This window comes from Spirosoma jeollabukense, assembly GCF_054777855.1.
The window spans coordinates 922,779-935,325 of record NZ_BAAHAD010000001.1 but is presented as its reverse complement, the minus strand read 5'-3'; the positions used below and the strand labels follow the sequence as shown (position 1 = coordinate 935,325).

General features: G+C 42.5%; 9 protein-coding genes. 6 read left to right on the top strand and 3 right to left on the bottom strand.

Features of this window, described 5'->3' with window-relative positions; translation table 11 throughout:
- Nucleotides 1-28 precede the first annotated feature (28 nt).
- The 5 genes from ACYVEA_RS03735 (at nt 29) to ACYVEA_RS03715 (ending at nt 4,114) form a co-directional block, all read left to right on the top strand.
- Complete coding sequence (locus tag ACYVEA_RS03735) at nt 29-1,063, top strand: T9SS type A sorting domain-containing protein (protein ID WP_461111982.1); 1,035 nt, start codon at nt 29-31, stop codon at nt 1,061-1,063.
- Nucleotides 1,064-1,382: 319 nt separating this feature from the next.
- Nucleotides 1,383-1,565 carry a lasso RiPP family leader peptide-containing protein gene (locus ACYVEA_RS03730; RefSeq protein WP_461111981.1) on the top strand — a complete coding sequence of 61 codons (183 nt, stop codon included), beginning with the start codon at nt 1,383-1,385 and terminating at the stop codon, nt 1,563-1,565.
- A 148-nt stretch (nt 1,566-1,713) separates the two neighbouring features.
- Nucleotides 1,714-2,001, top strand: coding sequence for a PqqD family protein (locus ACYVEA_RS03725; protein WP_461111980.1), 288 nt, complete (start codon nt 1,714-1,716; stop codon nt 1,999-2,001).
- Between the two features lie 22 nt (nt 2,002-2,023).
- Nucleotides 2,024-2,941, top strand: a complete 918-nt coding sequence (locus ACYVEA_RS03720) for a serine kinase (protein WP_461111979.1) — start codon at nt 2,024-2,026, stop codon at nt 2,939-2,941.
- On the top strand, nt 2,942-4,114 hold the full coding sequence (locus ACYVEA_RS03715) for a nucleotidyltransferase domain-containing protein (protein ID WP_461111978.1): 1,173 nt from the start codon (nt 2,942-2,944) through the stop codon (nt 4,112-4,114).
- Here ACYVEA_RS03715 and ACYVEA_RS03710 read toward each other — a convergent pair.
- Nucleotides 4,101-6,071, bottom strand: coding sequence for an asparagine synthetase B family protein (locus ACYVEA_RS03710; RefSeq protein WP_461111977.1), 1,971 nt, complete (start codon nt 6,069-6,071; stop codon nt 4,101-4,103). The genes ACYVEA_RS03715 and ACYVEA_RS03710 overlap by 14 nt on opposite strands.
- Nucleotides 6,072-6,298: 227 nt before the next feature.
- Here ACYVEA_RS03710 and ACYVEA_RS03705 point away from each other — a divergent pair, with 227 nt between their 5' ends.
- The gene (locus ACYVEA_RS03705) at nt 6,299-7,000 is read left to right on the top strand and encodes a hypothetical protein (protein WP_461111976.1); all 702 of its coding nucleotides are present in this window, start codon (nt 6,299-6,301) and stop codon (nt 6,998-7,000) included.
- On the opposite strand, the gene porU2 is transcribed toward ACYVEA_RS03705, so the two are convergent.
- Both porU2 and ACYVEA_RS03695 read right to left on the bottom strand, forming a co-directional pair.
- Nucleotides 6,997-10,254, bottom strand: coding sequence for a putative type IX secretion system sortase PorU2 (gene porU2 / locus ACYVEA_RS03700; RefSeq protein ID WP_461111975.1), 3,258 nt, complete (start codon nt 10,252-10,254; stop codon nt 6,997-6,999). The two genes, ACYVEA_RS03705 and porU2, sit on opposite strands and share 4 nt — an antisense overlap.
- A 439-nt stretch (nt 10,255-10,693) precedes the next feature.
- Nucleotides 10,694-12,034, bottom strand: a complete 1,341-nt coding sequence (locus ACYVEA_RS03695) for a sensor histidine kinase (RefSeq protein ID WP_461111974.1) — start codon at nt 12,032-12,034, stop codon at nt 10,694-10,696.
- Nucleotides 12,035-12,547 lie beyond the last annotated feature (513 nt).

Below are 12,547 nucleotides of genomic sequence, written 5' to 3'. Positions count from 1 at the left end.
GAAATTTACTTTATTAATAGGTCTATGCATGTTGGTAGGCCTAAAAGGCTATAGCCAGTGTACGCCAGGCGCAGCAGATCCAGCGGTTACAACCCGTAATTTATTAGACCAACCTTTGGCTGGAGTAGGCTCTCTTTTTAGGCTGGAGTTTAAACTTGGTAACTTTGGCGCAGGTTGTATAACCGGAGCCGATGCCAATAATAAAATGGGTTTTATTATAAATCTGGCTAAGTGTGCACCTGCTCCAGCCGGTTCTGGTATTAATGCCTTATCGGGTCCGATTTTACCATATTTTGATATTGTCTATAACTCATCGACTAATCAGTTTATCGCCATTCAGAAGCAAGGCGTAGTCCTTCCACCTCTTTCACTCTATACATTAATCATTCAATTGCAAGTGACTCAACCTTCGCCAGCAGAGCTTGGCATTGGGGGGTCATGTACCATTAACCCCAGTCCGATTGATACTGATCAGGTAACTACCAATGACTTTTCATCTATTTATACCAACGAAAATGGTGCTATGCCTGTGTCATTGGTGTACTTCAAGGCAGAGGCTCAGTCTGACAAGACCGTCACCGTCAACTGGCAGACCTCCATGGAGAGCGGTAACAAAGGCTACGTGGTAGAACGCAGCAAAGACTTGACAAGCTTTGAAGCCATTGGCGAGGTGACCGACGTGGCGGCCAACAGCACCAGCCTGAACAGCTACAAGTTTACCGATGCCAATCCGTACCGGGGCACCAGCTACTACCGCCTGAAGCAGGTGGATCTGTCGGGCAGCAGTCGGACCTATGCCGCTGCTGCGGTGACGATTGATGGGGTGTACGGGGTGTATCCTAACCCGGTGGCGGCTAACAATTTCAGTGTGTCTCTGGATGAGCCCAGCAGCGCCGTGCTGCACTTCTACAGTGCGACGGGTCGGTCGATTGGGGTGGAGAAGTCGGGGGTTGGTTCGTCGAGTGTGAATCTGAAGCCAACCGAGAAGTTGTCCTCGGGTATTTACTTATTACAAGTGGAGGAACGTGGGCAAGTGCGTACCCACCGATTAGTCGTTCAATAGGCTGATGAAAAATAAGCAAAACCAAATCGGAGTATAAGAAGTTTTATAGAGGTGATATCCTCGGTCTGTGTTGTGCTAATTCAGTTGGGGCTAACTAATTGAGGATTTTTAACTCATAAATTTTGTTTTCTCTTTTAGGGATGCTAAATTGTCCTCGAATTGAGAAAGCTATAGAACCTTTTATCGAATTAAGTACTGTAGTTGAAGCCAGTTGAGACGTTATAAGTAACTAATTTTTGACTGACCATTAGGAAGCGAGGTCAGGTTTATAACTGCCTTTCGGCGGTATATTTAATGGAGCTTCTTAGCAAGTTAAAACTTGAAATTCACCATTTTAAAGACCTTAAAAAAAAAAATTATGACAACTAAGACAACTATCAGTAAAGTTGAAGGTGCCAAAAAAGCCTATCAAACACCACAGTTAAAGCCTTTGGGTAGCGTAAAAGAATTGACGCTTAAGCTAGGTTCTAATGTCGATGGAATGAATGGAAGCTTCGTTTAGTAGATTAGTTTCTACTTGCAAGCCCTGTTGATAATGAAATATCGATTGACTTTATTTAAGTCATGAAAAGAAAGCGAGTAATGATAGCTTGCTTAGCCGCTATTTTTGGCTAGGCAAGCTATTTTTGTGAATACCTAATTTTTTCTTTATGACAATTAATCATAGTACCCGAATTCAGCTGGCCTCGGGGCAATCTTCATCGGCTCTAGGGAAAGAAACGATTGTGTTAAATTATGATCAGGGTAGTTATTATGAATTAAATGAAATAGGTGGATTTATTTGGGCTCTTCTGCAAACTAATAAAGTGATGGCTGTCGAAGAAATTCAAGAAAAAATACTTAACGAGTTCGATGTACAGGAAGACGTTTGCCAAAAAGAGTTAAAGATATTCCTAGAAAATATGTTACTAGAAAGGCTTATCGAAACAACTGCCTAATTTTAAAAAATTCTCTTTTAACATGCAACCAGGTAAATATTACTATACAGCCTATGGTCTTACTATTAATTCTGCAATCGCGCTGCCGCTTCTAAAAGAGATACAAGCAACTACAGTCGATCTAACGATTTCATTAGGTGAAATTTCAGAGACCCCACCGCTAGTTCCTACCCGAATAGATCGTGCAGGTCTAAATGCCCGATTCGCCCAGCTTGATGATCGTTTATGGCTAGATTGGTCACCTGTTGCATCATTTGTAGCTATAGGGGGTAATCAGCTTGTTGTTGATACAGACCAGACGGATGAGAAGACACTTTCTTTATTTATATTGAGTGAGGCCTTGGGCTTAATATTATTTCAAAAAGGGTATTTTTTATTACACGGTAGTGCAGTTTGCTTAAACAATAAGGGTACCGTGTTTGTAGGCGAACCGGGTGCTGGTAAATCAACGACTATTGCAGCTTTTGCACAAAAAGGAGTTGGTATTATGAGCGATGATATGGTGTGTATACGTGTCAATGAAATGGGTGAGCCCTTATTGATACCCGCCTTCTCTCAGATTAAAATTTGGGAAAACAGCGTTGAAGGGTTACAAATGGCTAAAAGCGAATTAGACGTAGTGCGCGCCGGTAGCAACAAATTTTCTTGGCATGAGTCAATCTTGTTTGAACAGGAGGCTGTGCCTTTAGAGCAGATTTTTATTTTGAATTCACCACGGCCGGGAGATACTAAAATTAAACAAATTGCCGAAAGCGAGCGGCCTATTGCATTACTCAGTTATTTTCCTTTGCCTGATCTGCTTTTAAGAGGGGAACGCTTGAAGGATCATTTTGAAAAAAGTGTAGCCATCGCACGTACTACTCCAATCTTTAAAATGAGCCGCCCTGCAGATTTCACAAAACTTCATTCGTTTGTGGACAGTTTGAAAACAACGGTTTAGATGAAGATTGTCCGCTCCCCAGAATTAAATGTATTGCTGATGAGTTGTGCTTTAGACTTATCAGCAGAAAAAAAAATACAGTTAAGCCAGTTTCTAAGCCAGCATCAAATAGACTGGGATCATTTATATACACTCGCCAACCGGCATCGAGTAATTCCATTTTTATATAGGACACTTCAAGCCTTACCTTCTATTCCAGCAAAACTTCTGACAAGACTACAGCATGAATGCCGAATAATAGCAACGGATAACATGCTTAAGCTGCACGAATATCATCGAATTAAAAGGTTACTTGATACACATGAAATTGCGCACGTCGCTTTTAAAGGAGTCTATTTATCAGAAAATAATTATCCAGATAGTAGCCTACGAAGTATTGGTGACCTTGATATACTCGTAGAAAAAAATATCCTTCTTGAGGTTATACAATTACTAGAATCTGATCAATATCAATTAGGTTATCAATATAAACACTATTTACAATATAATAAGCGCACCTTAGTGTCTGATTTACAAGAAGTTAGTCTTATAAAGCCATTCTTTAATAAAAGCTATTTTGACATTGACCTACATTGGGAGATTGATTGCTTAAATAATCAATATGCTTCCTTTGGCCTACAAGACATATTTATCCCCCCGGGCTTGTTTAAGGAACACCAGATCATCTTACTAGTAGTCCACCATGGTGTTAATAACATTTGGCAAAAGATCATTTATGTAAATGATCTTTATTTTTCTCTAAATGACGAAGACATCAACTGGGCCTGGCTATTACAGGAGCTACGTCAATATGGGCTCGAAAGAGTATTCTTAGTAGGAGTGTACTGGTGTCAGCAGATATGGAATCTGCCTTTACCGTCATTAGTGGAAGAGTTAATTGATTCTGAACAAGTGCGTTCAATGGCCGTGGCTTACGAAGAAAACTGGGAGGCAGAAGACGCTGTACTCACAACGAATTCCGGGTTACGGCAAGTTGCATTTTTTACAAGCGCCCAAACTCAATTTACGAAAAAACTGAAAATCTATGCAGCCTACATCGGCTATTTCGTGTTCCGGTCCAGTCTGATTAAAATTGGGAGATACCGGTTCTATATGCCTCGGCGATTCGGTTTTCTGACTGTGTTTTTCCGTATTATCTACGGAGTATATAAGTCGTTGACTATTTCTGGATAACTTCAATAGTGTGTTCAGGTAGTGAACCGAGCCACAGAGCAAGGTAGATAATTCGGCTTAATAACCAATTGTAGCGTGCTTTTCTCAACATCGGCATACGGGGGTTAAAGACAAATGCCAAGATTTTAGCAAATTCCTTGCGATCGATAATTTCCCATATAGCATGGCTTGGTGATGAAAACTGATGATATGTAGCCTCATACAATTGTCGGGTGGACAAGCTGCTGTATTCAATAAAGTTTGCTTTTGTAACCCTTTCCACAATGCTGTGTGGTAAAATGTCCCGAAGGCCATTTCGTATGAGGCCGCGCCCACGACCATGATCAAAACCGACCACTAAAGGCGTAGCCAGCCCTAACTCGATAACATTCCGATCAAAAAAAGGAAAGGAATAATCATGTCCATAATAGGCTCCAATGTGGTTGAACTGTTCATTACAAACTACATTGGTCGTATTAAGAATTTGTTGGCCAACAACGTATTGGTCAGTCGATAGGCTCGTTGCCAGACTTTCTGTCGATGGGTGTGGTCTGTGAGAAAAGCGTTGCTTAAAGTCAGCTGTAAAGGCATTGTCTAGCTGAGCACGAAACTGCCATTTATTTACCAGACGATCATAAAAATAGGCAATGACAGTAGTTGGTGAAATACCGAAGAAATGATTCTGATCCCGGAGTGTGGCTAGTAAGTTTGACGAAGACTTGCCGCGAAAATTCTTTTTTATAGTAGACGTAATAGTATGAGCAAAATATTTCTTCAATTTCATCTGATGGCTTAGTTGGAGCCACTTTGGATGGATATATGAAAGGTTATACCCACAATTAGTAATAAACTCCTGACTGGCTGTCTGGAAACCTTCCCAGTCATCAGCATCAAACAACTGGTCCAAATATTCAAAGCAGTTAGCAATAACGCTGTCACCGTCATGTCCGGTTAGAAGAACATCGCAACCGAGTTTCTGAGCCTGAACGGATACACTTAAATGGAAACTGGAGGGAATGATAAATTGCTCAGGTTGATCAAATAAGCGACTTATTTTCAGGATAGAATCAACTACATCAGGTAATGGACGAACCCGATGATGCTGTGTGGCGTACTGATTAACTACAGCCTGGACGTATTCCTGCTCTTCGGCATAAGGTTGTTCAGTGTCAATATTAAAGGTATGAAGTGCAGGTCGATGTTGGCTCAATAACACACGCTGAGCAATGCTACTCACCGACGATGAATCCAGCCCGCCACTCAAATGAGATCCAACATTTTTCTTCCCAGCTATACGATTAGTGACAGCCGTCGTAAAATAGTCTCTGAACAAGGCTGAATAATCTTCCGGCTTATTCAGACCTTCGTATTTCTTTACGTTTACGCGCCAATAAGGGTGAGCCGTTACCTTTTGAGCATTGATCTGAAGGTAATGTCCGGGTAAAACATTATGGATATTTTCATAAAATGTTTCAATGGTATAAGGTACATATGCTGTGGGCCAGGTTAAATACTCTCGGAATTTATATTTGTTTGGCTTCACAACTACTTCATTAAGAGCTAGCAGAGCCTTAATTTCAGACGCAAAGGCGCAGAAGCGGCCTGGCTGGTGGACATAATATAGTGGTTTTACGCCCATTGCATCTCTGCTAAGACAAAGCATATACCGATTGGCATCCCATATCGCCACCGCGAAATCAGCATTCAGTTCGTTAAATGCCAATGGTCCACCTTGTTTATATGTTGTGGTAAAAAGTTGATCAGGCGAAGCATTGCCAAAAACGTCAGCATCAACGGTCGTAAAGATTTGAGCAGGTTTATCCAATTCAAATTTGCCGCCAGATGCCAGAAGTATACCCTGGTCGATTTGCTGGCTTGTTACGTTACCCCGATGCCTTAATAGCTTGGTTATACGCAACGTATCAGATTCAGCAATGGCTTGTCCATCAAATCGAATTAGTCCGGCTATTCCCCCCATATTAGTAAACAATAAAAAATAACTGCCTGACAATCAAAAGTCTAGCCCTATCGGTAGTGAAATTTTAGCCTGACGTACTACAAAGAAACGAAAAGCCGACATGTGGGCCAAGGAATGCTTGTTTAACATGTTCAGCCTCGCTGTTCAATTCATCTTTCGTATCTTCGCTCAGCAGGTAGATATTTTTAACGCTGCCCATATAAAACTAACGATTCGCAAGCTTGACGATGATAATATATAACCGTCTCTATAAAGCAATTATCCTGTTGATTTTAGTGAGCATCGTTGGAGGGTGCCAAAATAATAACGAACCTGCGCCTAATGACACTGCTTATTTCCCACTGGAAATCGGTGATTACTGGGTATATCAGGTGACACAGGCAAATTATGCCATTGCTAGTCCAGTCGTAAATACTACGTATCAGCTACAAGAGAAGATTGCTAGCTCATATTCCCAGAATGGTCAATTGTTTTTTGTGGTTGAAGAGTCTATTAAAAAAACGGAACAATCGGGCTGGCAACTCAATGGGATTCATACTGTGTACAAAAATCTTACAGAAGTCGTTAGCCAGGAACACAATGTACCGGTCGTAAAAATGGTTTTTCCTATTGGCACTGCAACATCCTGGAATGTCAACGAATACAATGCCAATCCAGATACGTTGCTCACATACCAGGATAATGGTAAAGCATTTGCCGTAGGCAAATTGAATTTTAATCAAACGGTTTCTGTAGTTGGAAATAATGATTCGACCCTGGTAAATCAAGAGAAACACCGCCAGGTATATGCCCAGAATATTGGCCTGATCTACCAGGAGAATGCCTCATTGGCCTACTGCCAATCGTCCGCAGACTGCATCGGTAAAGCCATAATAGAGTCGGGTACCCGGAAGAAAATAGAATTACTTAGCAGCAATCGTCTGCCTTAATTCTGCCAGAGAACTTTGCCTTTATAGGTTTCCGTACGGCCTTCTTTCCAGGTCAATAAAAGCGAATAAAGATAGATCCCCGGCGACGCCCCCTGCCATAAAAGTGAGTTCTTCCCGGTTGATATGGAGAACACATCCTCATAAACACGCATGCCAGCCAGGTTATAAACCATTAGACGGCATTCCACGGGTAACTCCTGCACGTTTAATGTTAGTTCAAATTTCGCATAAGTTGTGGCAGGATTCGGGTAGGCGCGTAGTGTAATTGGCTCATCGTTTCCTAATACGGTGAGATCAAGCGTATAAGGCGACAGGGTCCGGTTACCAGTAGCATCCTTACCGAAAATGACAAGTTGATAGGTGCTACCAGACTTTAGCGAAAGATTCGTAGCTATGCGCAATTGATTATCTGAAGTGGATGAAATCTCAAATGTCTTCGCCGAAAGTTTTTGGGGTGTACAGGTGACACAACTCTTCAGATACACATCGACAGCCGACGTGTCTTTTGCGGAAAGAGCATTCTGGTCCAATAAATAAATCTCCAGGTGCGGGTTTGCATCGACAGTAGCCTTATTTTCTTTGATGGTTCCATTCACAAATACTGTGATTGTTGGACTTATCGCATCTGGTAAGGCAGCGGCTGGATAACTACTTCCCTGTACCTGAGCCCAGTCGATAGTTAACGTAGCACTATTATTGGTTTTGCTCAGTTCGACAATCTTGTTATCCGGGTCGATAAGGATGTCTATTTTTTGCAGGTTAAGATCTTTCGCTATCGTAAAAGTCAACGTGTCCTGGTAGCGAAATGAACCAAAATTCAGTACAGTACTCGTAGTAGACGTAGCATTAGCTAGGGTCTTTTTCAACGATAGTGAAATTGATTGACCGGACACAAATTTTCCCAGGTTAGTCATCGGTATGACGACTTGTATGGAATCACTGCTTTTGATAGCACTGCCAACTACAGAGGATTGCAGATAAATTCCCTTCTGACTGACCGAAAAATCGGGATTGGGTAAGGGGTAAACGCTCAAAGCAGGATCGCCCTGTAAAATCATCTCAAGCATCACTGATTCGACGTAGGCGTCCGCAGCTCCCTTGTCAAAATCCTGATTCAGTCGTTGCTGCACTCTGCCAAGAGACATGCCCAGGGTACTGGCGTCAACAAATAAATCAGTATATAATTTTGTCAGGTACAACGTGGTTGGCTGTTCGAAACTCCAGTAGGAGTGGGCCAGTACTATGCCGGCGCCCTTTTGAGGGGCTAGTAACCAATCGGTTGAGAGGGTGTTGAAACGGGAAAAAATCTCACCAGCTCCGCAGCCATTAAAAATCATGAGCGGATACTTATTCTGATTGTGAAATCCGTTTTCCGGAGGTGAAGCAAACCCAAAATTCATGTCGGTAACCCCTGGCCCAGCATGGCCAAAAAAGGTAATCATACTGACGCCGTCGTTGATTTGAGGGGAAATATTGATATTCTGTACTTCGGCTTCGATAGTTTTGTTGAACGATGTTATCTGTCCGCCCAACAGTCCATTTGTAAATATTTTACCAGCATCGACCAGCGCGGAGCGTAAACTCTGAGCCTGATCTTTTCCATTGCCGCCACTAATATGCAGGATATGTTTGCGCCATAAACCATTCAAGGCTGGTGTCTCAAGTTGTTTCACTTTCTCCAGATAGGCAAGCACCTGATCGTTCGTTGTTACGTTCAGTCGTCCCGTTGGAATGGCTGGCGAATTGGTTGAATAATTTCCCAGACCGGCCGTCAGTAGAATATCTGAACCTGGATAGCCAATCGTTGGTACCAAGTCATCTTTCGTGTTTTTAATGTAGTAGGGGTAGCTGCATGCCCGGCCTACCAGAAGCATGTATTTTACCCCCGTATTCGTCAGCATATAATCGGCAAACCGTCGGAGGGCTAATGGACTCTTTTCACCATAATTGAACTGATCGTAAAGCGAATCTGGCTCCACAATGAAGGGCGTGTAATGTCCACCCTGGTCCGATGCCCGGTAAGCAGCGTACGTAGCTGCCGACTGCCGGAGTGAAGCGTGTGTAAGGATTAAATAGTCGGTAGTTTTGGGAAATGTTGACGAAAAACGAACAGCCTTGATGGAAACTGGTTTCGCCAGTTGACTGCTGACGAAAATAGTCCGGTTACGATCTGCCTGACTGACAACTATCTGTGTTTGTGCTGCCGTCGTTTGAGTAACCAGGTAGCGGCAATTGGCCTTGTCTGTAATGTCGTAGGCAAGCGAAGAAGCCGGTGCATTTGTGACGGACAGTAAGGCTGCTAGCCCTGGATTTGGCAGAATATGAAAAGTTTTAGTAAGCTTCCCCGTCATATCCAACGCTTGTGGATAGGTGAGTTTTGCGTAGGTAATCGAAAAATTATTGGTAGCGTAGCCGGTTTTAGCCGGTGTGAAACGTAGCGTGAGTTGTTCGTTCTGAAGTGCCGACGCTGTAATGGTTTGCTGAAACGTTTGACTGGCGAAGCCCAAAAAAGATAAAGGTATGGTTGCCGCAGGGCCAACTTGAACTTGAACGCTGTGCGGCAAATTATCCCGGCCATTTACCATGCCATCCAACTTGATTGGCCAATCGTTTACAACCCGCCCTGTCAGTTTTAATTGGACTACGCCAACCGAATCCAGCGTGAGGTTGGTCCCTGACCAACCTTCGCCAGGTTCAAAATAACTTTGTTGCAGAAACGGCTCAATGCCTTTAAGGTTGTTGAAGGTATAGTCGCTGGTGAAAGCCTGTACGGTTTCTTCAACGTGAAATTTCTCGGGCGTGAGACCTTGTGCTGACGTGTTAAGTTCCACCACTCGTTTACCCGCTAATGTAGAACTGGTTAAGAAATAGGCGGTTGTATCAGAATATAGCGTTTGATAGGGGTGCAATCGTTTTTTAGGCCGGTATAGTAAGGAGTCCTGACTGCCATCATTGCCTTCACCATAAAACTCGACATAATCCTGAGCATCGAATAGACCATCTTGCTGACCCACCACCCGCATGGAGATTTCCTGCCCTCTAAAAAATAATTGCCAGTTAACTGGATTCGTCGCTAGAAAAGACGCATCCGCGTTTTTAATATCCTGATAACTTAGTCGATAAATGCCCGCCTGAGCTACTGAAACTTTTATATATCTCTGATTATACTTTACCCATTCGTTCGCAAATCGACTCTGAGCATTTGCCGCTAGTGAACTTCCTAAAAGTAATATCGATAGTAACCAAATTCTCATATTAAATAAACTAATTTAATGTTTTACGCTGATTAGGGGTATTTAAAGGCTGGCAAACATTACCGAATTAGCTGATTGATTTCCCATCTTCGCCTTGGCAGACTAATTGTAAGCTGGTCTGGTTCGATACGTTAGGCCTATTTGTGCTACTTGGTAAGGTGAAAAGCACGTCATTATTCAATACAAAAATGCAGTGAATAATGTGGCAAGCAGTCTAAACTAGTTAGATAGATGCACCGCATTTTATCAGTTGTACTCCAAAGATAATGAGATCCCCTGAATTAATGGGCAGTTATAGACCGTATTACTACGTCGTATATACGCGTAGAAAGGTGCTATAGTTTGTGAAGTGAGAAGGCGTAGTCTAATTCAATGAATATGGACAATTACTGCTATGAGTTGCTACGTGCTACGTGCTGTATAGCTAAATGAGGTAGTTCTAAAAAGTCAATTGCGCTTTAGCAGGAATCAGGGGCACAATGACATCGAACGCTTCATCCGACTCATAAATATCTATCGTTGGCTGGTTTAATAGCCGATACTTCATGTTAATATTCTGAAGCCCTTTTTTGGTGGAAGAAAACCGATTGATTCCTTTACGTTGCAGGTTGTTACGCACCACCAAAAGATTTTTGCTATTTGTGAAAATCCTGATCGTCAAGGGGCTGCTAGACGAAACTACATTATGCTTTACTGCATTTTCGATCAATAACTGCAATGTCAACGGGGGGAGTAAGCATTCCTCATGCGCATTGTCGATCTCAATTTCCAAACGGATACCCTGGCCATAACGTGTCTTCAACAGATGATAGTAGGAATTGATGAATTTCATTTCCATAGACAGTGAGGTCAACTCCTGATCATTAGCCTGGAGCAGATAGCGGTATACACTCGATAATTCGTCAACAAATCGCTCCGCTTTTGTTGGCTCATCGGCAATCAGGGCTGATAATGAATTAAGGCTGTTAAACAAAAAATGAGGACTCAATTGTGCCTGGAGAGCCCGCATTTGCATTTCGGCTACTTCCTGCTGCAGCGATTGCACAGTCTGATTGGCCTCGGTATGATCATGATGTCGTAGTTCGCGTTCTCGAAAAAGTGCCTGTTGAATCAACGATTTTTTGAGCACATCACGGCGATGACGATACGTTAGACCTATGGAGAAAAACAAAAGTTCCAGCACAATTCCGACTTGAAGATAGGTCAATGGAGCGAGCCAGAAAACCCCCGAATCGATGTTGGCTAGTGACATTGTCAGAATCATTGCCGCCAGGGCACCCAGTACGAGCATGGCTGAGCCGGTAATAAAAAATCGGGAAATGATATCTTTCTTCTGGTAAATGGTAACGACAATATAACCAGACAAAACAGCTAGTCCCGTGCGCACTATTGTATGAATAAGTTCGTGAATTGGCAGTTGCCAGTAATTGGAGAAAAAGCAAAAAATGACCTCTACTAACAGGTAAGCGGCTAAGCCAGCCTGCGTAATGCGGAACAGATGTAGTAAAGCAGGATGACGATCCCGGAGATTAAGAAAGGCAATCGTGAAATCATAGTAAACGAAGTAGGCTGCCATGGGGCCAATAATTCGCACAAAATCAGCAGTATGGGCAGGCAAATTCTCTGCTTCACGTAACGGGAAATAAAGGAGCCAGATTAGTAGGTAAACCGTGTAAAGACCATAGATTCGTTCACGGTAAAGGCACCATTGCACCAGGTTGTACAACAGTATTGCCATCATCATACCCAGGAAAAGAAACAGCCATGTTTCGTACCGCATCGTCTTTACTCACTGTAGATTAAAAAGGCAGTTTAAAGATAACAAAAATGGAATTAGCTGCCGACTGAATAATTAACCAACGGCAATTATTCAGGCTTGTTGGTTTAAAAGGACACCGCTGTCGTATGCGCTATGGCCAGACTGGCTGATAAACAACAAAGGCCCCCACTAGTGAGAGCCTTTGTACACTTATAAAGTAACTTAACCGACTATTTGATCGAATCTTTCTTGGTTGTGTCAGTTGACATTGTCGACGTACTGTCGCCAGTCATTTTTGTAGAATCCGAGCTCATTGTTGAGGTAGAATCGGTTACAGTCGTAGCTGATTCGGTTGTTTCGGTTTTTGTGCTAGAGCAAGCTGTAGCCAAAGCCATCATTGACAGAAGGAAGAATGCAGATTTTACCATGATTATAATGAATTATAGAAGTTGATACGTTTCAACCTATTAATGCGCTATTAGATGAAAAGTAACCCATTCTGGTCGTTGAAATTTTCAGTTTTACCAACTATTT

Coding starts and splice junctions, on each gene's coding strand:
- ACYVEA_RS03735 (WP_461111982.1), top strand. CDS start 29: ATGTTGGTAGGCCTAAAAGGCTATAGCCAGTGTACGCCAGGCGCAGCA.
- ACYVEA_RS03725 (WP_461111980.1), top strand. CDS start 1,714: ATGACAATTAATCATAGTACCCGAATTCAGCTGGCCTCGGGGCAATCT.
- ACYVEA_RS03720 (WP_461111979.1), top strand. CDS start 2,024: ATGCAACCAGGTAAATATTACTATACAGCCTATGGTCTTACTATTAAT.
- ACYVEA_RS03715 (WP_461111978.1), top strand. CDS start 2,942: ATGAAGATTGTCCGCTCCCCAGAATTAAATGTATTGCTGATGAGTTGT.
- ACYVEA_RS03710 (WP_461111977.1), bottom strand. CDS start 6,071: ATGGGGGGAATAGCCGGACTAATTCGATTTGATGGACAAGCCATTGCT.
- ACYVEA_RS03705 (WP_461111976.1), top strand. CDS start 6,299: ATGATAATATATAACCGTCTCTATAAAGCAATTATCCTGTTGATTTTA.
- porU2 (WP_461111975.1), bottom strand. CDS start 10,254: ATGAGAATTTGGTTACTATCGATATTACTTTTAGGAAGTTCACTAGCG.
- ACYVEA_RS03695 (WP_461111974.1), bottom strand. CDS start 12,034: ATGCGGTACGAAACATGGCTGTTTCTTTTCCTGGGTATGATGATGGCA.